The sequence below is a fragment of the Streptodolium elevatio genome (genome assembly GCF_040649515.1).
GTDB lineage: Bacteria > Actinomycetota > Actinomycetes > Streptomycetales > Streptomycetaceae > Yinghuangia > Yinghuangia elevatio.
Genome location: NZ_JBEZFP010000025.1, coordinates 58,038 through 84,248, shown reverse-complemented (window position 1 = coordinate 84,248; position 26,211 = coordinate 58,038). Strand labels below are relative to the sequence as shown.

Here is a 26,211-nt window from a genome sequence, read left to right as displayed (position 1 = left end):
GTCCGGCCGCGGTGACCCGCGGCCGGACGGGCCCGACTGCGTCCCGGGGGCTGTGCCGGGCCGTTCCACGGGAGGATCCGCCCGGGCCGAGGGGTGGCCGGCGAGGGTGGCCGGCGAGGGGCCGGTCGGTCACGACGCGACGGCCGCACCGCCCTCGGCGACCGCGCGTTCGTACGCCTCGCGCAGGCGGTCGGTGGCACGCGGGCGGTCCGGATGCGGACGGGGGATGCCCAGGTGTATCTCCCGGAGTTCGTCCATGAAGTCGGCCCACAGGGCAGGGCCGCCGTCCTCCATGAGCTGTGCGCGGACCCGCAGTTCGGGGGTGGTGTCGCGGTGACGCAGCCCCCACGAGCCGAGCGCGGCCATGATCGGAACGGTCTCGATGCCGGCCTCGGTGAGGCTGTACGTCGCCCTGCGGCCCCGCCCGGCTTCCTCCTGGGTGAGCAGCCCGCCCGCGACCAGGGCCTTGAGGCGGCTGCTGAGGATGTTCGAGGCGATGCCCTCCTTGGAGTTGGCCAGCAGCTCACGGAAGTGCCGCAGGCCGCCGAACATGATGTCGCGCAGCACGATGAGGCTCCACCGGTCTCCGAGTGCTTCCACCGCCGCGTTGATCGGGCAACCGGAGCGGGGTCCTGCGCGCATGTCGCCTCCATGTGATTGCATTTCGCAATCACCAAGTCTACCGTGAAACCACGAGGTGATTGCAGAGTGCAATCACCGACTGATCGAGAGGCCCCGTCATGTCCCTGGTACGAGTCCACAACTTCGCGGTGTCCCTCGACGGCTTCGGAACGGGCGAAGGCCAGACCGCGGACGAGCCGTTCGGCCACGCGGGCGAACGCCTCCACGAGTGGTATGTCGAGACGCGCACGTTCCGTGAAATGCAGGGCCGGGAAGGCGGCAGCCGAGGCGTGGACGACGCGATGGCCGCCAACTGGGGCTCCGGCATCGGCGCCGAGATCATGGGGCGCAACAAGTTCGGCCCGCAGCGCGGCCCGTGGCAGGACCATGAGTGGAACGGCTGGTGGGGCGGCAACCCGCCCTTCCACACCCCGGTGTTCGTGCTGACGCACCACACGCGCCCGTCCGTCGAGATGGAGGGCGGCACGACGTTCCACTTCGTCGACGCGCCGCCGAAGGAGGTGCTGCGGCGGGCCCGTGAGGCGGCCGGCGGCCTCGACGTGCGCATCGGCGGAGGCGTCACGGTCGTTCGCGACTTCCTCGCCGAGGACCTGGTCGACTTCATGCACATCACCGTCGTCCCGATCGTGCTCGGGCGCGGCGAGCGTCTGTGGGACGGCACCGAGGGGCTGGAGGAGCGCTTCCGGATCGAGTCGGTGAGCACGCCGAGCGGCGTCACCCACGTGACGTTCACCCGGCGCTGACGACGGGCGCGGGGGCGGGACCGATGCCGGGACCCATGCCAGGCCGACAGCGGGCCGACAGCGGTCCCGGCGCGCGGGGTCCGGGGTGTCCGCACGGCGTGCGATGCTGTCCGTGATGGCCAGGAAAGTTGCAGACGACCCGCTCGCGCCGGTGACCCTCGTGGTCGGACCGGAGGAACTGCTCGTGGACCGCGCGGTGTCGACCGTCACGCGCGCGGCCCGGGCGGTGGATCCGGACGCCGACATCCGCGACATCGCCCCGGGCGCCCTCCAGCCCAACATGCTGACGGAGTTGGCCAGCCCCTCGCTGTTCGGCGAGCGCAAGGTCATCGTCGTGCGGGCCGCCCAGGACCTCGGGGCGGACCTGGTCAACGAGGTCAAGGCGTACCTGGGCGCACCCGCCGAAGAAGTGGTGCTGGTGCTGACCCACCTCGGCGGGCCGAAGGGCAAGGCGCTGCTGGACGCGGCGCGCAAGGCGGGGGTGCGCGAGATCGCGTGCCCCAAGGTCTCCAAGGCGACCGAGCGCCTGGCCCTGGTGAAGACGGAGTTCCGTACCGCGGGGCGGTCCGTGACCGAGGACGCGGCCCGCGCCCTGGTCGAGGCGGTCGGCAACGACCTGCGCGAACTGGCCGCCGCGTGCAGCCAGTTGGCGGCCGACACCGAGGGCGTGGTCGACGAGGAGATCGTCGCGCGCTACTACACGGGACGCGCGGAGGCGTCGAGCTTCGACGTCGCCGACAAGGCCGTGGAGGGGCGCACCGCCGAGGCGTTGGAACAACTGCGGTGGGCGCTGTCGGTGGGCGTGGCTCCGGTGCTGGTCACCAGTGCACTCGCGCAAGGCGTACGCCACATCGCCCGGCTGGGCGGCGCACCGCGCGGGGCGCGGCCGGGCGACCTCGCCCGCGAACTCGGCATGCCGCCGTGGAAGATCGACCGGGTACGCCAGCAGATGCGCGGCTGGACACCCGACGGGATAGTGCTCGCCTTGCAGGCGGTGGCCGAGGCCGACGCCGCGGTCAAGGGCGGCGGTTCGGACCCGGCGTACGCGCTGGAGAAGGCGGTCGTGACCGTGGCACGCGTCCGGGGGACCTGAGCGCGGATCGAGGCAGATCCGGCGGCAGTCCCAGCGGCCGACCCGGTACGCGCGAACCCGGCACGCACGCGGCCCCGGGCAGGACACGTCCGCTCCACGGACCCACACGGCCGTGCCCACGCGGACGTGCCCACATGGCCGTGGCCACGAGCGCGTGCACGTGAGCGCGTTCCTCGGGGAGCAGTTGAGGGACCGTGCCAGGAAACGGCGAAGGCGCCGTCCCCGAGGGGACGGCGCCTCCGCTTCACCACTGAACCGGGCGTACCGCCGGCCGGGTGCCTCAGCCCTGGAGCGAGGCGACCCGCTTGGCCAGCGCCGACTTCTTGTTGGCGGCCTGGTTCTTGTGGATGATGCCCTTGGTCACGGCCTTGTCGAGCTTGCGGCCGGCTTCGCGGCTCAGCTCGGTGGCCTTCGCGGCGTCGCCGGCCTCGACGGCCTCGCGCGCCTTGCGGACCGCGGTCTTGAGCGACGACTTGACCGCCTTGTTGCGCTGGCGAGCCTTCTCGTTCGTCTTGATCCGCTTGATCTGGGACTTGATGTTAGCCACGTTTTAAAGCCTCGTCGTTTGGACGCGATTTGTTCCCGTAGGGGAGAGGGCCCTCGTGGAACGTTGACTTGCGTGGCTGAGACAAGTGGCACACGCAGTTGGACAGGTTACCAGGGCCGATCGGGCGATCCCAAACCGAGGTCGGCGCGCTCCCCGGCACCTCCGGCCGCCTCCGCCTGCCCGCGGGCCGCCGGTCACAGCACCCGGGCGAAGTGCGTGACCTCAGGGAACGGGTCATAGAAGTGGTGGAGCAGCTCGCGCCAGCGTACGTACTCCGGCGAGCCCCGGAAGCCCTCGGTGTGGTCTTCCAGCGTGTCCCAGCGCACGAGCAGCAGGAACCGCGACGGGTGCTCGACGCAGCGTTCGAGGCGGAGGTCGACGAAGCCCTTCTGGCCCTCGATCAGCGGGCGGGCCTCCGCGAAGGCGGCCAGAAAGGAGTCCTCCTGTCCGGGCCGGACGTCGAGGAGGGCGTGCTCAAGGATCGCGGCGGTGGTCATGACCGGTCATCTTCGCGGGCCTGCCGGAGCCAGGCGAGGGATTTCGCGGCGCGGGCGGCCTCGTACGCGCGCAGCCCCGGCGCGTAGGCAGGTGCCGGCAGCCGGGCCGCGTCCGCCCAGTGCCCGGCGGCGCCGGCGAGGAAGGCGTGCAGGACCGGCGCGGGCAGGGCGTACCGCTCGGTGAACCACGGGGGCAGGTCGTGGACGGCCGGGTCGCGCAGGCAGAAGAGCAGGGGGTCCACCCATGCGGCCCCGGCCGAGGGACGCGTCCAGTCCACGGCCACCGCCTCCGCGCCCCGGCCGTTGCCGAGGCCCTCGTGCCCGTCGGCCGTCCCACGTGTCGGCCCGCCTGTCGTCCCATGTGCCGGCCCACCAGGGGCCTTGCCAGGTATCCCACCGGTCGTCCCGCGCGGTGAGCCGGCCTCGGGGGAGGGTTTGACCAGCACGTTCCCCGGGTGCAGGTCGGTGTGCACAGGCAGGTCGCCGTGCGAGGCGGCGGTCCAGCCGGTCTCCAACGCGACCAGCTCGGCCAGGTGGGTGCGAACCCAGGGGTCGAGGTACGCGGGCGGCTCCTCCGCGATCCGCCGCCACCCCGCCGCCAGGTGCCCGAGCGACACCGCGACCGGCGGAACCCGGGAGCGGGCGGCCTCCGGGTACGGCGCCGCGCTCAGCCGGTCGAAAAGCGTCAGGCACGCAGCCAGGTCCACCGGGTCCGACAGGTCGGCGTCATGGCCCGCGATGTCCTCGAAGACCAGGACGTACCAGCCGGCCGCGTCCAGCTCACCCCACAGCGCCGGCGCCGGGAACGGCTCGGCGTACAGCTCGCGGGACGGCCCGGGAGTCGAGGCGCCGCCCGTCCCGGTGACACGGGGTGGCCACCATTCGCGTGCCTTGCGGCCGAACCAGCCCTCGACCTCGTACTGGGCGATGATCGGGTGCCGCTCGGGGCAGCCCTTCACGAACACCGCCCGGCCGTCGGACAGCGTGAGCCGGGCGGCCAGGCCGCCGCTGAATCCGCCGGGTTGGGTGGCCGCCGACGTCGGCGCGGCACCGAAGCGCAGGGTCAGGGCGGCGTGGAGGTCGGCCGGGAGAGACCAGTAGTCCACGCGCATGGGACGATGATGGGGTATGCCCGCGTCACGTGTGCGACGGCCCGGCCTTCCACAAGTCGACGGCGCGGCCGTTTCGTCCCGGTAGTTCCTGCAATAACCGGCAGTACCCGCACCACCGGTACCGCCCGCACCACCCCCGCACGACCCGCACGACCCCGAAGTCCCTGCCCACCGAGCCCGAGAACCTGGAAGCCTGCGTGCCCGCGACCCCCGTGAACGTGCCGGAGCCCAGCCGTACCGACCCGGCGCTGATCCGCAATTTCTGCATCATCGCCCACATCGACCACGGCAAGTCCACGCTCGCCGACCGGATGCTCCAGATCACCGGTGTGGTCGACGCGCGGCAGATGCGCGCGCAGTACCTCGACCGGATGGACATCGAGCGCGAGCGCGGCATCACCATCAAGTCGCAGGCGGTGCGCCTCCCGTGGACCGCCGAAGACGGGCGCGTGCACATCCTGAACATGATCGACACCCCGGGCCACGTGGACTTCACGTATGAGGTCTCGCGCTCCCTCGCCGCGTGCGAAGGCGCGATCCTGCTGGTCGACGCCGCCCAGGGCATCGAGGCGCAGACCCTCGCCAACCTCTACCTGGCGCTGGAGAACGACCTCCAGATCATCCCGGTGCTCAACAAGATCGACCTGCCCGCCGCGCAGCCGGAGAAGTACGCCGAGGAACTGGCGCACATCATCGGCTGCGAGCCCGACGACGTGCTGCGGGTGAGCGGCAAGACCGGCGAGGGCGTCTCCGAGCTGCTGAACGAGTGCGTACGCCTGGTCCCGCCGCCGGTCGGCGTCAAGGACGCCCCGGCCCGCGCGATGATCTTCGACTCGGTCTACGACTCCTACCGCGGCGTCGTGACCTACGTCCGTGTCATCGACGGCCAGCTCACCAAGCGCGAGCGCATCCAGATGATGTCCACCGGCGCGACCCACGAGCTGCTGGAGATCGGCGTCATCTCGCCGGAGCCGAAGGCCGCGGACGGCCTGGGCGTCGGCGAGGTGGGCTACATCATCACGGGTGTGAAGGACGTCCGGCAGTCCCGCGTCGGTGACACCATCACCTCGCAGCACAAGGGCGCGACCGAGGCGCTGGGCGGCTACAAGGACCCGCGTCCGATGGTGTTCTCGGGCCTGTATCCGCTGGACGGCTCGGACTACCCCGAGCTGCGCGACGCGCTGGAGAAGCTCCAGCTCAACGACGCCGCGCTGGTCTGGGAGCCGGAGACCTCGGCGGCGCTCGGCTTCGGCTTCCGCTGCGGCTTCCTGGGGCTGCTGCATCTGGAGATCATCCGCGAGCGCCTGGAGCGGGAGTTCGGGCTCGACCTGATCTCGACCGCGCCGAGCGTGGTGTACCGCGTGGTCATGGAGGACGGCACCGAGCACACGGTGACGAATCCGAGCGAGTTCCCGGGCGGCAAGATCGCCGAGGTGCACGAGCCGGTCGTACGCTCGACGATCCTCGCGCCGAGCGAGTACGTCGGCGCGATCATGGAGCTGTGCCAGTCCCGGCGCGGCAGCCTGCTCGGCATGGACTACCTGTCCGAGGACCGCGTCGAGCTGCGCTACACGCTGCCGCTCGCGGAGATCGTGTTCGACTTCTTCGACCAGCTCAAGTCGAAGACGCGCGGCTACGCGTCGCTCGACTACGAGCCCACCGGCGAGCAGATGTCGGAGCTGGTCAAGGTCGACATCCTGCTGCAGGGCGAGGCGGTCGACGCGTTCAGCGCGATCGTGCACAAGGACAAGGCGTACAACTACGGCGTCGAAATGACCAAGAAGCTGCGCGAGTTGATTCCGCGTCAGCAGTTCGAGGTGCCGATCCAGGCGGCGGTCGGCGCGCGCGTGATCGCGCGCGAGAACATCCGCGCGATCCGCAAGGACGTGCTTGCCAAGTGCTACGGCGGCGACATCTCCCGTAAGCGCAAGCTGCTCGAGAAGCAGAAGGAAGGCAAGAAGCGCATGAAGATGGTCGGCCGCGTCGAGGTGCCGCAGGAGGCGTTCATCGCCGCCCTGTCCACCGAGTCGGACGGCGCCGACAAGAAGAAGTAGCGCGGCGGCGGCCCGTCGGCCGACCCTGCTGTGCGTGGCATGTGGAAGGGCGGTCCCCGGCTTCCCGGGAGACCGCCCTTCCACGTGTGCGTGGAGCCTCGGCCGGGGACGGGGCGGGCTGCCGTAACCGGCCATGGGCCCGCCGGGAGGGACGTCCCGACCGCGCATGAGGATAGCCAGCACGAGTCCGAATTACTCCCATTCATTGCTTATAGGGGGTATTTGGATTGCTGATGGCCGGGCGTTCGCCGGCCCCCCGACCCTCGCCGGCACTGGCCGAACCGGCCGGTGAGGCGCCCCAGGGGCGGCGTCGTTTTGGGTCCGGACGCCCGGTCGTGGAGACTGGAGCGATGCCCTCCGCACTCCCCGACGGCCTGCCCGCGCCCCTCGACGGCTCCCTGCCCGCCTCCGCCCTGGCCGGGACCGACGACCTGCCGCGCCCGTTCGGGTTCTACGTGCACGTCCCCTACTGCGCGTCCCGGTGCGGCTACTGCGACTTCAACACCTACACCGCCGCCGAGCTGGGAGGGGGCGCTTCCCAGGCCGGGTACGCCGACGACGCGATCGCCGAGATCCGCCTCGCCCGCCGCGTCCTCGGCGACGCGGACCGCCCCGTCGAGACGGTCTTCTTCGGCGGCGGCACTCCCACCCTGCTGCCGGCCGCCGACCTGGCGCGCATCCTGGGCGCGATCCGCGACGAATTCGGCCTCGCCGACGAGGCCGAGGTGACCACCGAGGCCAACCCGGAGTCGGTCGGCCCCGCCTACCTCGACGAGCTGCGTGAAGCGGGCTTCACCCGGCTCTCCTTCGGTATGCAGAGCGCCCGCGCGCACGTGCTCCAGGTCCTCGACCGCCATCACACGCCCGGCCGCGCGCAGGAGTGCGTCGCCGAGGCCCGCGCCGCGGGGTTCGAGCACGTCAACCTCGACCTGATCTACGGGACGCCGGGGGAGACCGACGACGACTGGCAGGCGTCCCTCGACGCGGTGCTCGCGGCCGGGCCCGACCACGTGTCGGCGTACGCCCTGATCATCGAGGACGGCACGCGCATCGCCGGCCGCATCCGGCGCGGCGAACTGCCGCTGCCCGACGACGACGTGCTCGCCGACCGCTACCTGATGGCCGAGGAGACCCTCACCGCGGGCGGCTTCGGCTGGTACGAGGTCAGCAACTGGGCCACCTCCGGTGCCGCGCGCTGCCGCCACAACGAGCTGTACTGGACCGGCGCGGACTGGTGGGGCGCGGGTCCGGGCGCGCACAGCCACATCGGCGGCGTGCGGTGGTGGAACGCGAAGCACCCCAAGACGTACACCGAGCGCGTCGCCGCCGGCGAGTCACCGGCCCAGGGCCGCGAACTGCTCACGGACGAGGACCGCCGCGTCGAGCGCATCCTGCTCGAACTCCGCCTCAAGGACGGCTGCCCGCTGTCCCTGCTGCACGAACAGGGCATGGCCGCCGCCGAACAGGCGGTGACCGAAGGCCTGTTGGACCCGGCCAGGTTCGCCGACCGGCACGCCGTGCTCACCCTGAAGGGCAGGCTCCTCGCGGACGCCGTCGTCCGCGACCTCGTCGACTGAAGCCTCATCACCTGAAGCCTCATCACCTGAGGCTCATAAGCTGAGGCCTCGTCGGCTGAGGTCCGGTTGCCCGAGGCATCGCCGACCTAGGCCTCAGGGCGCGAGGTCGATCACCGGCCGTACCACCGCGTCCGCGACATGGTCACCCCATGCTCCCGCCGACGGCGTGAGCCGGTACGCGCTCGCCAGCGGCAGCCACGCCAGGAACGCGCCGTAGCCCCCGCACGTCGCCTCCCCGCCGTCACCGCCCACCAACACGCCGGGCTCCGAGGTGAGTTCGCAGTCGTACGGATCGCGCGCGATGGCGATCCCGAAGCGATTCATCTCGTGCTGCGGGCCGTCCGGAGCGCTGAACGGGTCCGCGACATCCGGGTAGGAGTCGCCCCACCGGAACAGAGTGCCCGTACCGGCACCGCACGCGTATTCCCACTCGTCCGGGGTGATCGCCCGCGCGCCGAACGTGGCCAGCGCCGCGGACACTTGTCTGTCGAGTGCCTTGGCGCCGTCGCCGCCCTCGGCCGCGTCACCGTCGTCGTCGAAGTCGTCGTCAAAGTCGTCGTCAAAGTCGTCGCCCTCGTCGCCGATCAACTCGTCGACGGGAACGGCCTCCACCGCGACCAGCATGCCCGGCACGCGCACCTCACGTGGCGCGCTCAGACGCCCCGGCGCGGACTCCCCGAGGCCACGCAGGTATTCGCGCACGTCGGCGGGGTACCCGTACTCGTCGGCGCCTTCCGCATGTGCGGCGGCCTGCGCAGGGGTCGGGGTGAACTCCTCGACATCGAAGCCGAGTTGCACAGAGCCCCCGGGAACCAGTGCGTATCGACGACCGGCCTGCACGAAGAACGCCCGTCGCCAGGCGCGGCCTTCCACAACGGGACCGTCCTGGAACCCGTCGAATGCCATGCCCGGTACGTGCGCGGCCGCCGCGCGTGCGGCGGCCTCCGCCGTCGAGGCGTCGGCCGCGGCCCACTTCCGCGCGTCCCCGACCACCGACATGCGTACTCCCGTCCGAATCCTGCGCCGCGGTCCCCGCCTCGTGGGGACCGCGGCGCAACGTACTGCACGTAGTGCAACGCCACGTACTACGCAGCCACGTACCAAGCCACCACGTACTACAGCGCGACGTCCATGATCAGGTCCGCCAACTGCTCGTCGATGCGGTTCAGCTCACCCGCATACCGCCGCAGGTCCGCCCCGGTCTTCTTGGCGTCGGACTCACCCTGCTCCTTGGTCTTGAGCGCCTCGCCGACCTCGTCGCGGATGCTCTTGATCTCCGCGTCCAGGCCCTGCGCGATGGCGTCGCGCATGGTGCGGAGCTGCTTGGTGATCTCGTCCCCGAGGTTCTGCACGTCCGCGTCGGAGCGCCCGCGCAGTTCCTCCACCAGTTGCTCGGCGACCTGCTCCTTCATGCGCTGGTTCGCCTTGTTGAGCTGGAGCGCGCCGCGGAACAGGTTGCCGCCCAGCAGCATCGCGAAGATCGCGACCGGGCCGAGGCCCACGAACACCGCGATCGCCCCCACCGCGATCTGCGGCAGCAGCGTGGTCAGCATCGTGCGCAGGCTGAACCGGCCGCCGCTCAGCGCGGTACGCGGGTCCAGCACGAAGGACACCGCGTCCGCGAGCAGGCGTTCCAGCGGCGCCTGGGTCTTGTCCGGGACCTTCAGCACCTGCGTCTCGGCGTCGTCGCGGGTCAGCGACGCGCGGATCTCGTCGATGCGCGTCACGAACTGCTTCACGTCGTCGTCGATGGACCGCTCCAGGTCCTCGACCCGCCGTGCCAGCAGCGGCTTGAGCTCCTTCTCCTGCCATTCGGCGAAGGCCACCTGGATGCGCCCCGAGAGGTGGTCGGAGATCTCCCGGACCGCCGCCTCCATCTTCTCGCGCGCCTTGAACGGGTTGGCGCCGAGCGTGTTGCTGGGGTCGTAGTCGCGCGCCCAACCGGGTACCTGGCCGATCACCCGGTTCATGAACCGGCGCCCGGCATCCTCGACTTCGCCGCGCGTCTCGCGCAGGTGGCCTTCCATCTGCGCGACGATGACGCGGCGGTTCTGCTCCAGGCGGGTCAGCGGCACCTGCACGCGCTCGTACGTGGCCCGCAGGTCGTCCACGCTCTGCGTGAGCAGCGCCTCCTTGCGGTCGATCTGCTCGCGCGCCTCGATCAGCAGGTACTTCAGCTCGCGCGCCGGCGAGAGGATCTTCGCCCGGCCGCGCTCACGCGTCAGGAACTCCTCGAGCGCCCGCTCCAGTTCCACCATGCCGGACTCGCCGACCAGGGCCGGGTCCTCCTTGCGGCGGCCGTTCAGCGCGGCCCGCGCGTTGACGAAGAACACCCGGTCGGGACGGGAGACGTACGGGCCGAGGCGCTTGCGGATCTCGCGCTTGACGTCCTCGCGCTCCTCCTCCTCGACCAGGTTGATCTTGTTGCCGACGTAGAAGACGTCCTCGTGACCGCGCGCCTTGACGTGCACGTCGAGGAAGAGCTGCTCGCTGCGCGACATCGCGGCCTGGCAGTCGACCACGAACACCAGCACGTCGGCCTGTTCGAGGTAGGCCAGCGTCACCCGCTCGCGCTCCGGCGCCTCGTTGAGGCCCGGCGAGTCCACGACCACCACGCCGTTGCGGCACAGTTCGAGCGGCCATCGCACGACCGCGCGCTGGTACGGGTTGGGCGTGTTGTCGTCGTCCGCCCCGATCGTGACGTAGTCGACGATCTCCTCGACCCCGACCGGGATCGGGTCGCCCGCGGTGCCGTCCGCCTCCAGCGGGTAGATCAGCGCCGAACGCTGGTCCGCCCACATGACCTCGTTGATGATCGCGGTGCACGGCCGCGCGAACGACGGCAGGACCTTGTCGCCCAGCATCGCGTTGATGACCGTGCTCTTGCCGCGCTTGAACTCGCCGACGATCATCACCTTGAACGCCTCGGACGCGGCCCGGGTGCGCACCGACGCCAGCTTCTTGACGCCGCTGCCGATCGACAGGCCGGAGATGATCGGCGTCAGCCGGTCGATGAGCTCGACCAGGGTCTCCTGGCGGGCACGCCACGCGCTGTACCCGCCCGCTCCTCCCTGGGCCCGGTGCTGCTCCACTGTTCTCCCTCCCTACGGCGCGTCGGCCCGCCCCGCCCGACGGCCGTGCCGAACCACGGATCATACGTTCATCGGTCTGCCACCGGTCTGCGGCCCGTCACGCGCCGGCACTCCCACCGTCGATCAAGGCGTCGACACCGGTGATCAATTCCTGGGTTCGGGTGAACAGTTCCTGCCAGTCCGGTCCGCCGGTGCCCTGCGTGCTCAGGGCGGCGAGCCGGTCGGTACGCCACGCCTTCTGCCCGCGCACGGCCTCGTCCATGACGCCGCCGTACAGCGTGTGCAGCCGGTCCGACACCTGCTGTGAGAAGCCGGACAGCAGTTCCTCGATCGCGGGCTCCAGGCCCTTCGCGGCCTGGGCGCGCTGCCCCTCGGTCAGCGAACCGGACTTCACCTCGCCGAGCACCATGCCGCCCACCGACGCCGCCATGCCCGCGCCCATCGGAATGGCCGCGAGGCCGCCGGTCAACGGGATGATGAGCATGCCCAGCACCGCGACCCCGCTGGGTCCGATGCGCCAGGCCAGCTTGCGGCTCTTGAGGTCCTTCAGGCCCAGTTCCTCGGCCTCGTTCAGCTCGAACTCGGTCGACAACTGCTCGGCCTTGTCGACCTTGTGCGTGGTGCCCGCACCGAAGTGCCGCTTCATCTGGGCGTCGAGCCACTGGAGGTCGGACTGCACGCTGGAGTGCAGCTGCCCCTCGTACTTCTTGGCCAGCGCGGTGAGTTCGCGGCGCAGGCGGAACGGCAGATCGCGCTCCCACCACGTCTTCGGGTCGGGCGTACGCTCCATCTCGTACCGCAACGTGCCCAGCAGGTCGTCGCGGGACTGGTTCAGGTGTTCGCGGAACTTCTCGGCAGTCTCCCCGCGCCGACGCTGCAACTCGACGCGGACCTTGCCCCACTCGGCGGTCATGTTGTCGATCTCGACCTCGGCGGCCTCCGCGGCGCGCCGCCGGTCCTCCACGCTCAGCGCGCTGTTCGCCACGCCCTGCCGGGCCAGCTCGGTCATCTCCTCCAGCAGGCCCAGGAGTTGGCCGGCGGTCTGACGGGCCCGCATGGCGCGGCGGCCGCCCGATCCGGCGTAGTCCGCCAGGCGTCCGCGGACCCCCGCCAGCGGGGCGGCGTCCTCCCGGTGCGGCCCGGCGAGCACTTCGAGCACCGGGGCGATGCGGCGCACCCGTCCGCCGAGGTAGTCGACGATGTCCTCGCGCTCGTCGTCGTCGACCGTGTCGAGCTTGGAGACGACCACCGTGATGCGCGGGACATGGCGGGCGATCACCTCTTCCTCCAGGAACGACGTCTCCGAGATGCCGAGCGGCTGGCTCGCGGACACGACCATGAACACCGCGTCGCTCGCCGCGACGGTGCGCCGTACGAGGTCCTGCGCCCGGTCGTCGTCCACGCCGTCGCCGTGTCCGGCGTTGACGCCGGGCGTGTCCACGATCTCGACGTCGAGCCGGGCCAGTTCGGGGTCCTCGACGAGCACGCGGATGCCGACCAGCGCGTCGCCGCCGTCGGCGGAGGCGGCCTCGTCGACGCCGTCCCAGGACGACGCCACCGCGGGCCGGACCTCCGACCGTCCGTCGGCGTACTGCAGTTCGATGCGCGCCTCCGGGCCCGGCGCGATCACCACCGGTACGCGGGTGTGCCGGCCCTCGGGGACCACCTTCGCCCCGAGGAGCCGGTTCACCAGCGTCGACTTGCCGCGGCCGAACTCGCCCACCACCGCGATCCGGAAGCCGGGCCGGCGCATGCGCGCCCGCAGGCGGTCGACCTCGGTGCAGATCTGCTCCAGGCCGAACCGCTCGGCCAACTCCCGGGCCCGGGTGATCGGGTCGCTGAGTGCGGCGCCCGCCGACTTGACCAGGCTGGGGCCGGAGCCCTCGGTACGCCCGGCCGCGGCGGTGCCCGCATCCGGCCGTGTGACGGCCCGCTGGGGAGGAACGCCCGCCGAGGACGAACCGGTTCCGCGCGCCGGGGCCCCCGCACCCCGCGCCACGCCACCGGCCGGGGCCGTCTTCGGAGCAGCCGGGGGCTGCGCCGCGGTCCTCGGCGGGCCGGGTAGACCGGCGACGCCGGCCTCGGCCGAACCGCCCGACGCCGAGCGCGAGCGGGCCTCACGGCCGGCCGACGCCTGGCCGGAGGCGGCCGGCGACACCTGGAGCCACGCCCGGGTGCTCGGCACGAGCACGTGGTAGACGGGGTACGCGGCACGCGGCAGCACCTGCGCGTAGGCGCGGGTGAGCAGCTTCAGGTCGCGCTCGCCCGGCTCCGACACGAAGCGGGTCAGCGTCTGGAAGAAGCGGGCCCGGGCGGCGAGCGCCTCGGCCTGCATGGACAGGTTCCAACCGCCTTCGCTCCCGGCGGACTTGGCCTTCGCCAGCATCTCGGCGGCCTCGGCGTTGTCGGCCAGGGTGATGTGCTGGAGCACCTTCTGCGAAGGCCACTCCCACTGCACGGCGCCCCATGCGGGGGCGACGGTGATGACGGGTGCCTGCGGCTCGCGGCGGCCGACGGCGACGAGCGCGGTCAGCGTCCAGGAGCCGTCCACACGCTCCGCGACGGGCGGCAGGGCGAGCGAACCGCCCTTGAGCCAGCCCTTGAGCTCGGCGCTGCGGTGGATGCCGCCGAGGAGGGCGGCGACGCCGCTCTGGCGGCGGGTCTGCGGGGCCTGCGCGACGCGGGCGTTGACGGCCTCACGGTCGATGGTCACGGAGGATTCCTCTCAGGGAAGTCTGGTGGTATGAGGGCAGGTTGAGCCGATGGAGCACGCCGGGTAGGGGCCGGGGCCGCACCGCATGTCAGAGGTGCGGGCCCCGGCGTACCGCCAGTGCGGTGGCCGCAAACGTTTGCCGGTTCTCGTCGTTCGGTGCCGTGCCGCCGGGCCGGGCGGCCCTCCGGAGCAAGGCGCAGGGCCGAAGCTCGTACCGGGCCGTACTCGCGAGGTCCTGCAACGCCGCGAGGCGCGGTGTCCGGGTGGCGAGAACCGGTGAAGGTTCGTGGTCATCGCACTAGCTGCGTCACACCGGCTGGTGCGCGATGACCGCCTGGTTGCCGCCGTCGTACCACGCGTTCGTGAAGTCCTCCAGGGCGATGGCCTGGGTCTGGCCCTCGGGCCAGGACGGGTCGTTGACGATGACGTAGACGGAGCCGTCGGGCTGCACGTCCATGCCGGTGACCCACACCGACCCCATGACCGACGGGTTTTGCTCGATGGGCTCGCCGGTGACGACGTCGCGCATCGGGATGCCGGTCTCGTTGAGGTCCACGACCGCCATGACCGGGTCGCCGGTCTCCAGCGCGTCGATGAGGGTGTTGACGTCGGCGTCGTACACCGTCTCGGTCTCGATGCCGTGCAGCTCCAGGAGGCTGCCGACGTCGGTGTTCGTCATGCCCAGCTCGGAGTCGAAGAAGCCGGCGTTCTCGGCCTGCTGGACCAGCGCGGCCTCGTTGTACGGCTCGCCGGTCAGCTTCTCGATGATCGCGCCCTCGGTCGCGAGCGGCGCGTTGACCGGGTTCTCCACCTCGTGGAAGTACGCGGCGTCGGCCAGCGGGTCGCCCGCGCCGTCGAAGTCCGCGACGCTCCAGTCCGGCGTGTAGTGCGCGATCTCCATCGGGCCGTAGGACTCGTAGGGCGGCACGGCGTCGGCGTCGTAGCCCTCGTAGTAGACGACCTCTTCCTGGACCACGGTGGTCTCGGTGTACTCGACGTTCGTCGAGTGGTCCTCGACGGTGGTCGAGTTGTCCACGTAGGTCGTGGAGTTGTCGACGTACGTGTCGCCCTCGTCGACCACGTACACGTCGGCGCTCTGGTCGCCCTCGACGTACACATCGCCTTCGACCGTGACGTTGACCTCGACGAAGATGTCGTTGTACGGGTCGTAGCCGTAGTCACCCCAGCACGGGTCGTAGACCACGTCGTAGTCGCCGCCGTACGGGGCGCCCTCGGCGTACGGGTCGTAGCCCGGCTCGGCGTACGGGTCGTAGCCCTCGTCGTAGCCCGGGTACTCGTAGGGGTTCTCGTACGGGTACTCGGTGGGCACGTACGCGTCGGGGTCGTAGTCCGCGTAGTCGCTCGGGATGTCGGTCGGCAGCGGGTCGCTCGGCGCCTCGCTGTTGTCGTCCTCGACCGGGACGTCCGCGACGTCGCTCGGGCCCTCGTACGGGTAGCCGTGCTCGGCGTAGTAGTGGTCGTAGTTCGGGTCCGACGGGTCCAGGCCCACGTTCGGGTCGTTCGGGTCGACGGTGCCCTCGGCGTACGGGTCCTCGGCCCCGGCGTCGCCGTACGGGTCCTCGGTGCCCGCGTCCGCGTACGGGTCGCTGCCGTCGGTCGGGTCGACCGGCGTCGACGGGTCGACGTAGTCGTCGGGAACCGGAACGTCGCCGCCCTGGGGGACCTCCAGCGGGTCCACGTAGCCCTCGGGCACCGGCACGTCGCCGCCCTGCGGGACCTCCAGCGGGTCGGTGTACTCCGGGATCTCGGGCGCCGGCGCGACGTCCGTCAGCGGGTCGGTGCCGGTCTCCTCGGTCACCGCGTCCAGGGTCTGGCCGTCGGTGCCCTCGGTCTCCCACAGCAGGTCGCTGCCCGCGGTGTCCTCCGCGAGGGTCGTGTCGTACGCCGTGTCGTCGAGGTCGGCCGGAGCCTCGTACAGGTCCTCGCCGTAGTTCTCGGTCATATTCGGGTTCCCCCCCGAGTTGAGAGGCGTTCGCGTTGGGAGTTGACCGTCGCGCGTCGCCGTTCCGTCTGCCTGCTCGCGTCCTGCAGCAGGGTCTTGCGCGCCGCGAGGATGGCCTCGCGCCGGTGGTGCTCGGTGACCATCTCGGCCACCGTCCGCTCGTACGTGGCCCGGTACTGCTCCACGTGGTCCCGAACGGTCCCCGCGTAGTGGTCGGTCGCCGCCTCGATGGCCTCGTCGATCTGGACCGCGAGGCCGGTGGCGACCGTCTGGAGTGTCTGATGCATTTCCGCCCGTGCGTGGTTCCGCAGCGCCGGCATGTCCGTGGTTGCCATCGAGTCGGCGATCCGGGCCGCGAAACCGCCCAGCCCACCGCGCGGTTGGAGCCCCGGGGGCGGCGGTACGGAGGGAAGTGCTTGGGGTGGATTTACAGGGTGTCTGTCCGGAATCGACGCCCCGTATTGCCCGGAATGCCGAGGCACCGGAGGGGGCATGTTGGGCGGCACGGTGCCGCGCAGAGGGCCGCTCGGCGGGGGCATCGAGGCGAACCACTGGTCGACCCCGGAGCCGATGGGACCTGATCTTGTTGCCTGTTGGCGAACCGCCCGTAGCTGTTGTGTGACACCCGAGACGTTGGACTCGTACGCCAGCAGCGCGTTGTGGGCGAGCTGCGTGCCGCTCACGACGGTGACGTCGGGCCGGACGACGCGGACGGCCGCCTGGTCGAGCTTGGCGTACTCGGCCTCGAACGCCGCCTCCACGGCGGCCTCCGCCTCGCGCGCGCCCGCCGCCAGGGCGGCGGTCACCGCCCCCTGCACGACGTCGCCGATACGCGGCAGATCGCGGCGGATCAGGTCGGGTACGTCGGTCCGGATGACCCGGCGCATGTCGTCGGGTGTCGCCGCCGCGTCGATCGCCGCGTCTATGGAGCGCCGCGTGTACTGCTGCCATTGCGCGGCCATGGCCCCGACGGCACGGCGGGCGTTCTCGGCGCCGGACTCGACCAGCAGGTCCGCGCGTACCGTGTGGCGCTGCGCGAAGGCCGCGAGGTCGGGGATGCGGGCCTGGCCGAGCTCTTCCTCCTCCTGGGCCAACCGCCCCTGCGCCTGCGCCAGTTCCGTGCCCAGGTCGCCGAGTACGTCCTCGAGGAGGCGGAGCAGGTGGTCGGACACGGCGATGATGCGCTGGCGCTGCATCTGGTCGCGCAGCGCGGCGAGGGTGCCGGGGAAGACGTCGGCCCAGTACTCCTGTTCCGGCCCGAGCAGCGGCCGGCCCGTCGCGCGCCGCAGGACGGCGTCGGCGGCGACGCCCTCCACCACGACGTCGTCCAGGTCCAGGAGTCGCGCGAACCGGCGCCGGACGTGGTTGAGCAGGTCGTCGTGCTCGTCGTCCTCGACGTGGTCCATCTTCGTCACGAGGAAGATGCAGCGGCGCAGCAGCCCGGGGTCGAGCGCGTCGGTGAGGAAGCCGGCCAGCGACGAGGAGGCGGGGGAGGCCGACGGCGTGAGGACGGCCGCGAGGTCCGCCTCGGAGCGCATCACCTCGCTGGTGATGTCGGTGTGGCCCACTTCGGCGTTGGTGCCAGGCGTGTCGATGATGACGAGGCCGTCCCGGAGCGGCGTCGCGGGGTGGCGTACCTCCAGGTACTCCAGGTGCGGTGCGATGCGCTCGTCGGCGGTCAGCAGCGACAGGATGCCGGCCGTGTCGCTCGGGACGCGCAGGTACGGCGCGAGGTGCAGCAGCATGCGCCCGAGCGGGCTCTCGGCGCCTTCGCTGCGCCCGTGCGGGTACATGTAGCGGATGCCGTCGTTGCGGAACCTGACCTGGAGCGCGAACTCCGGCCCGTGCGTGATGCGGGTCGCGGCGGCGGTGGTGCGCAGGGCGGAGGTGGGCAGGAGGTCCTGGCCGAGCAGCGCGTTGATGAACGTGCTCTTGCCGGCCGAGAATTCGCCGATGACCGCGAGGTAGTACCGGTCGTCGCGCAGCCGGTCCTCGACCGCCCGGATGCGCGCGTCCAGGTCGCCGAGCCGCTCGCGGTCGGCGACGGTGCGGCGTATCAGGCCCTTGGCGAATTCGAGGTGGTCGGACACCTCGGTCAGGGCTTCGATCGTGTCGCGGCGTTGTTCGCTCGCGACTTCGGACCGGTTCACGCCCGGCCCATGAGTCATACCCACGTGCATGGCTCCCCCCAGAGTGTGGCCAGTCTGGCGGGGCCGGTCAGCCGCGTCAACGTGCGCCCCGGCGGTGCCGGGACGGAAGGGGAACGACACGGTCCGCGGGTGGCGCCGGGCTAATGAGTTGGACAAGAAGGCGTGTTCACGAGAACCTGACGCCTTGTCAGGCCCAATCGGTCGGCCCTCTCCGGACTCCTCGGAGGCCGAATTCCCGAAGGAAGCTTTCTGCATGGGTTTCTTTGGCAAGCGTTTCGCCGTTTTCGCCGTCGTCCCACTGGTCGCGTTGGGAACGGCGTGCGGCTCGGACGACGACAAGGGCGACAAGGCGGGTAATACGGCGCAGTCGCCGACTGCCGGTTCGTCGTCCGGCGCGTCGGACACCAAGCGCCTCACGGCGGAGCAGTTGAAGGCCGCGCTGTTGACGTCCGCGGAGCTGCCCGGCTACAAGGTCGCCGCTGGCTCGCCGGAGGACGACGGCACCGGGGTGGAGACCTCGGACAAGCCGGAGTGCCAGCCGCTGCTCCAGTTGATTGCCGCGGACAAGGACCACATGCCGAACGAGAGCGCCTCGGCCGCGGCCACCAAGGCCGACAACAGCAGCAAGACGACGTACTGGCTGGCGCTGGGCCAGTTCGACGGCGACAAGGCCGAGAAATTGGCCTCCGAGGTGCATGACTCCTTGGCCAAGTGCACGTCGCAGTTCGTCGGCACGGACGAGGAAGGCACCAAGACCGAGTACACGATCCAGGACAGCAAGAAGCTCGGCTACGGCGACGATTCGCTGACCATCACGTACGGCATGGACGGCGAGCCCTGGACCCTGTCGTTCGTGCGCAACGGCCCGGTGATCGTCCAGGGCATGGCGTTGAGCTTCGACCTGGAGGACCCCGCGGCCACCAACCCGGTCATGCCCGACGAGATGCTGCGTGCGCAGTACGACAAGCTCGTGAAGGCCCAGAAGGGCTGACGACACGCTGACGCGGCACCACTGACGCCCAGGACGGGGCGGCCCAACCGGGTCGCCCCGTCCTGTTGTTCGGGTCCGAAACAATTCCCGCACCACAAGATCGTCCGTCCCGCTACGATCCCCTGTCTGAGCCCCGACAGCTCTTTATGCCCGCATCCTTCTGGATGCGGGCTGCTTTCGGCTGTTCGCGTCCCCCTGTCGGGCAGCCTTCATCGTGAGCAAAGGACTTCGATGCGTTCCGCACGCACACGCATTGCCGCAGCGGCCTTGACCCCGTTGCTGATATTCACCGCAGCCTGCGAATTCGGTTCGGACGGCGACAAGAAGGCCGACAAGGTCGACAAGGTCGACAACAAAGGCGGCGAGAGCGCGCCGACATCGATCGCGCCGCCCCCTTCGTCCGTCGCACCGGGGTCGAGCGCGGATACCCGCGTTCCGACATCGGCCGGGCCGGTCGCCGGAAAAGCCCTCACCTCCGCGCAGTTGAAGGCGGCCCTTGTCACCCAGAATGAACTGGGCAAAGGCTGGACGGTCACGCCGGGCGACGGAGCGGCCTACGGCAGCAGCCCGATGAAGACAGTTGAGGTTGCCTGCCAGCCGTTGCTGGACGTCATGACGGGAGCCGGGCCGAAAGCCGCCGCGAACGCCGGGGAGACCTTGGCCACGGCGGCCGACAAGGGCACGACGACCCGGCTCGACCTCGTCCGCTACGACGGCGACGCGTTCGCCAAGACCCTGGACGCGGCCGTGCTGATCGCCTCGAAGCACGACTGCCTGGAGGTCGTCGCGACCAACGTCAAGGGCGAGAGGACCGCCTACCGCTTCGATGTCGGCGAGCACCAGCCGCAGTTCGGCGACGGCTCGTTGTGGCTCGACGTCACGTGGGGCGATGAGAAGACGATGGCCGACCCGGACGCGCCCACGATGACCTCCCGCCTGCAGTTCGTGCGGGTGGGCTCGGTCCTCGTGCGGTTCGACAGCCGTCCGGAGAACACCAGCTTCGGCGCCGAGTACATTCCCGACGCCCAGGTGAAGACGCAGGCGGACAAGGTGGCCGCCGCGCTGAAGGGCTGACCCCGGCCGCCGGGTCCAGCGGGGGACTCCGGTGCCGCATAGGGTGGCCGTTCACGGCGTCCCCACCGTTCAGCCCGAGGAAGTCCATGCGTGTGCCTTACCGCCGCATTGCCGGTGTCGTCGCCGTACCCCTGTTCCTGTCGGCCGCGACGGCGTGCGGAGGCGGTGGCGACGGCGGCCGGAAGGCGCCCGACGCGCTGAGCGGCGACGAACTCCGGGCCGTACTGCTCGCCCAGCAGGAGCTGCCGCCGGGCTGGGAACTCACCGGCGGCGGGGCGCCGGTCGGGGACGACGAGATCGCCGAGGCGGACCGTTCGGCATGCCAGCCCGTGATGGACCTGGTCTCCGGCCGGTCCGCCGACATCGCCCCGACCGGGCAGGCCGACGCCGGCCTCCTGGGCCCCGACGGCCTGGGCGGCGCCGCACACATAGGCGTCAACCAGTACAAGGAAGGCCAGGCCGCGCAGCTCCTCGACGCCGCGCGCGCGGCTCTGCCGACCTGTGCCGGCTTCGGCGTCCGGCAGGCCGGCGGCGACAGCATCGCCCCGGCCGCGACCGCCGTCGGCGAGTCCCCGTGGCTCGGCGACGGGACGCTGTTCTTCCGTCTCACGATGACGACGGACGCGGGCGCGCTGAGCATCCCGTACACCGTCGTCCGCAAGGGCTCCGCGCTGGTCCTCACGTCGACGCTGAACGACCCCGGGGCCGGCGCCGACGCGGTGCCCGAGGTACTGCTGCGCGCCCAGGTGGACAAGCTCGCCAAGGCCCAGCTCGCGAAGACCGGGGCGAAGGCGCAGTAGCGGGGCCGGTCGCCGGGCACCCGTTGCGGCGGTCCGGGCCATCTTTCTTGCGGTGGATCTTGCTTCGGGGCCCGGACGGGGTATGCGATGGGCGAGTCGAGGCGATCCCTCGCAGACGTACCGCTCCGGTCCGGGCCGGGCCGCACGAGCCGTCACCCGCGGCTGGTCGGACCATACTGGACATAGTGGGTCAAGCGACCACCGTCGCCGCGCCCGCGCGCGGCCGTCGTGCGGTTTCTCCTCACCGAGCGACACGATCAACCGAGACCCGGCGGCCCACCGGCCGATCCACCGGTCACGTCCGGCCCCACGAGGAGGCGGCGATGTTCGAGGAAGCGCAGTACCTGGCCCCGGTCACCCGGAAGGCCGACGGCAGCATCGAGGTCGAGCTGTCCCGCAGCCACCCCGGCTTCGCCGACCAGGTGTACCGCGAACGGCGCAACCGCATCGCGGAACTTGCCCTGCGCCACACTCCCGGCGAGCCGATCCCCGAGGTCGACTACACGCCGGAGGAGCACGACGTCTGGCGGATCGTGTCCGCCGAGCTGGCCGTCGCCCACCAGGAACTGGCGGTCGCCGAGTACCTGCACGGCTGCCGGCGCCTCGATCTCCCCAAGGACCGTATCCCGCAGCTCCAGGAGGTCAGCGAGCTGCTGGAGCCGTTGACCGGGTTCCGCTACCTGCCCGCCGCGGGCCTCGTCGAGCTCCGCGAGTTCTACGGCACGCTCGCCGACTCGTACTTCCACTCGACGCAGTACATCCGGCACCACAGTGTGCCGCTGTACACCCCGGAGCCGGACGTCGTCCACGAGGTCATCGGCCACGCCAACGCCCTCGCGAGCGACCGGTTCGCCGCGCTGTACCGGCTGGCCGGCGAGGCGGCGCGGCGCGTCGAGAGCCGCGAGGCCCTGGAGTTCGTCTCCAAGGTCTTCTGGTTCACCCTCGAGTTCGGCGTGATGGCGGAGAACGGCGAGCTGAAGGCGTACGGCGCGGGCATCCTGTCCTCCTACGGCGAGATCCGCGAGTTCCGCGGCATGGACATCCGCGCGCTCGACCTGGCCGCCATGGGCACCACGGCGTACGACATCACGCACTACCAGGACGTGTTGTTCCGGGCCGAGTCCATGGACCACCTCGAGGACGTCGTCGGTGCCTTCTGGGCGACCTGCGACGACGAGTCGATCGCGCGTCTGTCCGTGGCGGTGTCCTGACCCGCGTATGACGCAGCCCTGGGTGCTTCAGGCCAGAAGAGTCTCCGCTCTGGCCTTTGCGCGCCTGTCTAGGTAGCCTGAGTTTACGTAAAACTGTTTTACGTAAACTCGATCTACCTCAGGGGGTCGCGGTGGCCGTGCCGTCCTTCGTCGGGCGCCGCAGCGAGCTCGCGCTGCTGGGCAAACGCCTCGCCCGCGTCACCGACTCGGGTGCGGGCGCCGCCCTCGCGATCCGCGGGCGCCGGCAGGTCGGCAAGTCCCGGCTGGTCCAGGAGTTCTGCGACCGGGCGGCGGTGCCGTACGTCTTCTACACCGCCACAAAGGGCGCCTCGCCGGTCGAGGCGGTCGGCGATTTCCTGCGCACCCTCGCGGACTCCTCCCTCCCGGTCGACGCCGAGGTCGTCCCGGACAGCAGCGCGGGCAGTTGGCCGGACGCCTTCCGTACGCTCGCCTCCGTGCTGCCGGACCGCCCGGCGGTCGTCGTGCTCGACGAGATGCCCTGGCTCGCCGAGCAGGACGACGTCTTCGACGGGGCCCTGCAGACGGCCTGGGACCGGCTGCTCGCCAAGCGGCCGGTCCTGCTCCTGCTGCTCGGCAGCGATCTGCACATGATGGAACGCCTCACCGCGTACGACCGGCCCTTCTACGGCCGCGCCGACAACCTCGACCTCGGGCCTCTCAACCCCGCCGAGACGGGTGAGGCGCTCGGCCTCGCGGCGCCGGACGCGATCGACGCGCACCTGGTGTCGGGCGGTCTGCCAGGCATCCTCCGGGCGTGGCAACACGCCACTCCCGCCCTGGACTTCCTGCGCGTCGCGTGCGAGGACCCGGCGTCGCCCGTGTTCGGGGTCCCCGAGACCTCCCTCATGGCGGAGTTCCCGGTGCCCGACCGCATGCGCCGTGTGCTCGAAGCGGTCGGCGGCGGCGACCGCACACACGCGAACATCGCGGCGACGGCGGGCAGTCGCGAGGGTGCCCTACCGTCGGGGGCCCTGTCGCCGATCCTGCGGCGACTCGTCGACGAGAAGCGTGTGCTCGCCCAGGACGAGCCGCTGTCCGCCCAGCCGGGCAAGCCGGCGCTCTACCGCATCGCCGACAACAGCCTGCGCCTCTATCTCGCGATACTGCGGTCCGCGCACGAGCAGGCACGCAGGGGACGACCAGGCGCCGCATACGCCGTCATCGAGCGGCGCTGGGCCTCGTGGCGCGGCCGCGCGGTCGAGCCGCTGGTCCGCGAATCCCTCGAACTCGCCGCTCTCGCAGGTCGGTTGCCGTGGGACGACGTGCAGCACGTCGGGGGCTGGTGGAACCGCCGGTTCGACCCGGAGGTCGACCTGGTCGCCGCCGACCGCGCGCCGGTGGCGACCCGCATCCCCTTCGTCGGTTCCGTCAAGTGGCTGGGCACCCCGTTCGACGCCCACGACCTGGCCGCGCTCGCCGCGGCCGCGCCCGAGGTCCCCGGATTCCGGGCCGGCGCCACCGCGTTGGTGGCGGCGACCCTCTCCGGTACGACCCCGGGCGCGGACATGTCCGCCCTCGCCCTCACGTGGGGCCCGGAAGACGTCGTGGGCGCATGGGAGTAGACCGTCGGGCCCGGCGGCTCACTCGTACGTCGCCGCCGCCTCGCGCAGCGTGCGGATCACGGTCTCCGGGTCGTACGCGGCGGGTGCCCCAGGCGTGTAGGTGACGGCCCGCAGCCCGCCGGTATACCGGAACGCACCGTGCCGTTCGTGGACCGGCCACGAGACCGGCGACTTGCGGTCCACCCCTACGCTGATGCCCTGCAGCGGCGCCATGCCGATCAGCAGGTGCACCCCCTCCAGCCACGCGGTGTCCTCGCCGTCGACCGACACCGTGAAGTCCCAGCGGAAGCGCGGGCGGGTGTGGGCGCGCAGCAGGACCGTGTGCGGCCCGGGCGCGAGCGGCCCGGCGTCCACCTCGTGCAGCACGCCGTACTCGTTGTACGCGAACCGCAGGTGCCCGTCCTCGACGTACACGCTGTAGCCGCCGCCCTGGTCACCGTGCGACACCAGCACGCCGGCGTCGTCCTCTCCGTGGTGCGCGATCTCGATCGCGGCCTCGAAGTCGCGGAAGGAGACGAGCTTCGCCGAGCGGTAGCGCTCCAGTTCGGGGGTTCCGGCCAGGATGCGGACCGGCCTGCGCAACTCCTCCTCGTCCGGATTCCGGAACACCAGGGCACCGCTGGCATCGGCCAGCGGGAACACGCCGTTGCGCCAGGCCGCGGCCTCCCACGCCTCGGACAACTCCTTCACGACGCCCGGGTGTTCGGCGGCCAGGTCGTCGATCTCGGTGGGGTCGGCGACGATGTCGTAGAGCGCCCACTCGCCGTCGTCGTACGGCGCACCGAACTGATGCTGCGTCACCAGCTTGTAGGGGGACCGGTAGTAGCTCCGGTTTCCGGTCATCTCGCTGTACTGCTCCAGGTGGGTGGACTCCTCGGAGGCCGAGGCGAGGACCGGGGTGAAGGAGGCACCGTCCAGCTCCTGCGTCGGCACCCCCGCGTGCTCCTCCGGCCGTTCCACGCCCGCGAGTTCGAGCAAGGTCGGGAGGATGTCGGTGACGTACTGGTACTGCGGGCGCACGCCGCTGTCGTCCTGTTCGGCGCGCGGCAGGCCGGCGGGCCAGGAGAGCACGAACGGCACGCGTACGCCGCCCGCGTACGTCTGACCCTTGTAGAGCCGGAACGGCGTGTTCGACGCCATGCCCCATCCGCGCGGGTAGTGGATCAGGCTGCGCGGACCGCCCACCAGGTCGAGTTCGCGGTCGACGTCGCCGTTCCACTCCTCGGGCAGGCCCGGGTGGTGCACGAACCGCTTGAAGTAGGCGCGCGTGCCCTCCGCGCCGCCTTCGCCGGTGCCGCCGTTGTCGGACGTGAACACGATGATCGTGTTGTCCAGTTCGCCGAGCTCTTCGAGGGTCTGGGTGAGACGGCCGAGGTTCTGGTCGATGTTGTCGACCATCGCCGCGTACACCTCCATGTAGCGCGCGTACAACTCGCGTTCCTCGGCGGGGACTTCGTCCCACGGGCCGACTTCGTGGCCCTTCTCGAAGTTGCGCCGGGGAAGCCTGGTGCCGGGTGGGAACAGGCCGTCGGCGATCTGCCGCGCGAAGCGCGTGTCGCGCAGGGCGTCCCAGCCCTCGTCGTAGCGGCCGCGCTGCCGGTCTATGTCGGACGGCTTGGCCTGGAGCGGGCCGTGTACGGCGTTGTGCGCGACGTACAGGAAGAACGGTTTGTCGGCATCGTGGGCGCGCAGCGACTTGATCATCCCGATGGCCTCGTCGGTGATGTCGTCGGTGTAGTAGTAGCCCTCGGGAAGCTCGTCGATGTCCAACGGGCTGTTGTCGCGCACCAGTTGATGTGGGTGGAAGAGGCTCGTCAGGCCTTCCAGCACCCCGTAGTAGCGGTCGAAGCCCTTTTGCAGCGGCCAGTTGCGCCGATCGTCGGCCGCGTTCGACGCCGAGTCGCGGACGAGGTGCCATTTGCCGACCGCGAAGGTCGCGTACCCGGCGCCGTGCAGGATCTGCGGCAGCGTCGGGATGTCGTCGGCGATCTCCATCGCGTACCCGGGGAAGCCGGGGTCGGCGTTCGCCACGAAGGAGTAGCCCACGCGATGCGGGTTGAGCCCGGTCAGCAGGGCCGCGCGGGCGGGCGAGCAGAGGGGCATCGTGTGGTAGTTGGTCAGGCGTACGCCGCGCTCCGCGAGCGAGTCGAGCGTCGGCGTCGGGATCTCCGACCCGAAGGGGCCGATGTCGCTGTAGCCCATGTCGTCGATCAGCACGACCACGATGTTGGGCGCGCCAGGCCGGGCCTTGCCACGCGGCTCCCAGGCGGGTTCGGAGTCGGCGAAGGTACGCCCGGCGCGGCCCGGGAAGCCCGCGTACGGGTCGCGGCGGCGGGGGTTCGGGGCTTCGGCGGCAGAGGACATGCGGT

The 26,211-nt window shown here is 71.1% G+C and carries 19 protein-coding genes; 9 read left to right on the top strand and 10 right to left on the bottom strand.

The genetic code is table 11. The annotated features are described in order from the left end of the window. Positions 1 to 129 precede the first annotated feature (129 nt). Entirely contained in the window at positions 130 to 642 is a 513-nt protein-coding gene (locus AB0C36_RS12780; RefSeq protein WP_358352972.1) for a winged helix-turn-helix transcriptional regulator, read from the bottom strand. Positions 643 to 740: 98 nt separating this feature from the next. On the opposite strand from AB0C36_RS12780, the gene AB0C36_RS12775 reads away from it, so the two are divergent. Together AB0C36_RS12775 and holA are read left to right on the top strand one after the other, a co-directional pair. Next, the gene (locus AB0C36_RS12775; RefSeq protein ID WP_358352971.1) at positions 741 to 1,385 is read left to right on the top strand and encodes a dihydrofolate reductase family protein; all 645 of its coding nucleotides are present in this window, start codon (positions 741 to 743) and stop codon (positions 1,383 to 1,385) included. Between the two features lie 115 nt (positions 1,386 to 1,500). Further along, positions 1,501 to 2,478 (top strand): DNA polymerase III subunit delta, encoded by a 978-nt coding sequence (gene holA, locus AB0C36_RS12770; RefSeq protein ID WP_358352969.1) that lies wholly within the window; start codon positions 1,501 to 1,503, stop codon positions 2,476 to 2,478. Positions 2,479 to 2,758: 280 nt separating this feature from the next. Here holA and rpsT read toward each other — a convergent pair whose 3' ends face one another. The 3 genes from rpsT to AB0C36_RS12755 form a co-directional block, all read right to left on the bottom strand. Further along, entirely contained in the window at positions 2,759 to 3,025 is a 267-nt protein-coding gene (gene rpsT, locus AB0C36_RS12765; protein WP_358352967.1) for a 30S ribosomal protein S20, read from the bottom strand. A 194-nt stretch (positions 3,026 to 3,219) separates the two neighbouring features. Next, positions 3,220 to 3,522, bottom strand: a complete 303-nt coding sequence (locus AB0C36_RS12760) for an antibiotic biosynthesis monooxygenase family protein (RefSeq protein WP_358352966.1) — start codon at positions 3,520 to 3,522, stop codon at positions 3,220 to 3,222. Continuing rightward, the gene (locus AB0C36_RS12755; RefSeq protein ID WP_358352964.1) at positions 3,519 to 4,634 is read right to left on the bottom strand and encodes a phosphotransferase; all 1,116 of its coding nucleotides are present in this window, start codon (positions 4,632 to 4,634) and stop codon (positions 3,519 to 3,521) included. The genes AB0C36_RS12760 and AB0C36_RS12755 overlap by 4 nt, the downstream gene beginning before the upstream one ends. A gap of 197 nt (positions 4,635 to 4,831) precedes the next feature. On the opposite strand from AB0C36_RS12755, the gene lepA reads away from it, so the two are divergent. Next, positions 4,832 to 6,688 (top strand): translation elongation factor 4, encoded by a 1,857-nt coding sequence (gene lepA / locus AB0C36_RS12750; protein WP_358352962.1) that lies wholly within the window; start codon positions 4,832 to 4,834, stop codon positions 6,686 to 6,688. A gap of 350 nt (positions 6,689 to 7,038) precedes the next feature. Beyond that, positions 7,039 to 8,265, top strand: a complete 1,227-nt coding sequence (hemW, locus tag AB0C36_RS12745; RefSeq protein ID WP_358352960.1) for a radical SAM family heme chaperone HemW — start codon at positions 7,039 to 7,041, stop codon at positions 8,263 to 8,265. 93 nt (positions 8,266 to 8,358) lie between these two features. Here the strand turns inward: hemW and AB0C36_RS12740 are convergent, their stop codons facing one another. The 5 genes from AB0C36_RS12740 to AB0C36_RS12720 form a co-directional block, all read right to left on the bottom strand. Continuing rightward, a complete protein-coding gene (locus tag AB0C36_RS12740; RefSeq protein WP_358352959.1) occupies positions 8,359 to 9,264 on the bottom strand; it encodes a hypothetical protein in 906 nt (301 codons plus the stop codon). 116 nt (positions 9,265 to 9,380) lie between these two features. Further along, positions 9,381 to 11,357 (bottom strand): dynamin family protein, encoded by a 1,977-nt coding sequence (locus AB0C36_RS12735; RefSeq protein WP_358352957.1) that lies wholly within the window; start codon positions 11,355 to 11,357, stop codon positions 9,381 to 9,383. A 97-nt stretch (positions 11,358 to 11,454) separates the two neighbouring features. Next, positions 11,455 to 14,070, bottom strand: coding sequence for a dynamin family protein (locus AB0C36_RS12730; RefSeq protein ID WP_358352955.1), 2,616 nt, complete (start codon positions 14,068 to 14,070; stop codon positions 11,455 to 11,457). Between the two features lie 307 nt (positions 14,071 to 14,377). Continuing rightward, a complete protein-coding gene (locus AB0C36_RS12725) occupies positions 14,378 to 16,033 on the bottom strand; it encodes a hypothetical protein (RefSeq protein WP_358352954.1) in 1,656 nt (551 codons plus the stop codon). Further along, entirely contained in the window at positions 16,030 to 18,183 is a 2,154-nt protein-coding gene (locus AB0C36_RS12720; RefSeq protein ID WP_358352952.1) for a dynamin family protein, read from the bottom strand. Before AB0C36_RS12720 ends, AB0C36_RS12725 begins: the two co-directional genes overlap by 4 nt. Positions 18,184 to 18,436: 253 nt before the next feature. Here AB0C36_RS12720 and AB0C36_RS12715 point away from each other — a divergent pair, with 253 nt between their 5' ends. The 5 genes from AB0C36_RS12715 (at position 18,437) to AB0C36_RS12695 (ending at position 23,842) form a co-directional block, all read left to right on the top strand. Then, positions 18,437 to 19,174 carry a hypothetical protein gene (locus tag AB0C36_RS12715; RefSeq protein ID WP_358352950.1) on the top strand — a complete coding sequence of 246 codons (738 nt, stop codon included), beginning with the start codon at positions 18,437 to 18,439 and terminating at the stop codon, positions 19,172 to 19,174. Positions 19,175 to 19,405: 231 nt separating this feature from the next. Continuing rightward, positions 19,406 to 20,248, top strand: coding sequence for a hypothetical protein (locus tag AB0C36_RS12710; RefSeq protein WP_358352948.1), 843 nt, complete (start codon positions 19,406 to 19,408; stop codon positions 20,246 to 20,248). Between the two features lie 86 nt (positions 20,249 to 20,334). Beyond that, positions 20,335 to 21,048 carry a hypothetical protein gene (locus tag AB0C36_RS12705; RefSeq protein ID WP_358352946.1) on the top strand — a complete coding sequence of 238 codons (714 nt, stop codon included), beginning with the start codon at positions 20,335 to 20,337 and terminating at the stop codon, positions 21,046 to 21,048. 323 nt (positions 21,049 to 21,371) lie between these two features. Further along, positions 21,372 to 22,259: a phenylalanine 4-monooxygenase gene (locus AB0C36_RS12700; RefSeq protein WP_358352944.1), complete on the top strand. Its 888-nt coding sequence runs from the start codon at positions 21,372 to 21,374 to the stop codon at positions 22,257 to 22,259. A gap of 131 nt (positions 22,260 to 22,390) precedes the next feature. Further along, positions 22,391 to 23,842, top strand: a complete 1,452-nt coding sequence (locus AB0C36_RS12695; RefSeq protein WP_358352942.1) for an AAA family ATPase — start codon at positions 22,391 to 22,393, stop codon at positions 23,840 to 23,842. Positions 23,843 to 23,860: 18 nt separating this feature from the next. On the opposite strand, the gene AB0C36_RS12690 is transcribed toward AB0C36_RS12695, so the two are convergent. Further along, positions 23,861 to 26,206: an arylsulfatase gene (locus tag AB0C36_RS12690; protein WP_358352940.1), complete on the bottom strand. Its 2,346-nt coding sequence runs from the start codon at positions 26,204 to 26,206 to the stop codon at positions 23,861 to 23,863. Positions 26,207 to 26,211 lie beyond the last annotated feature (5 nt).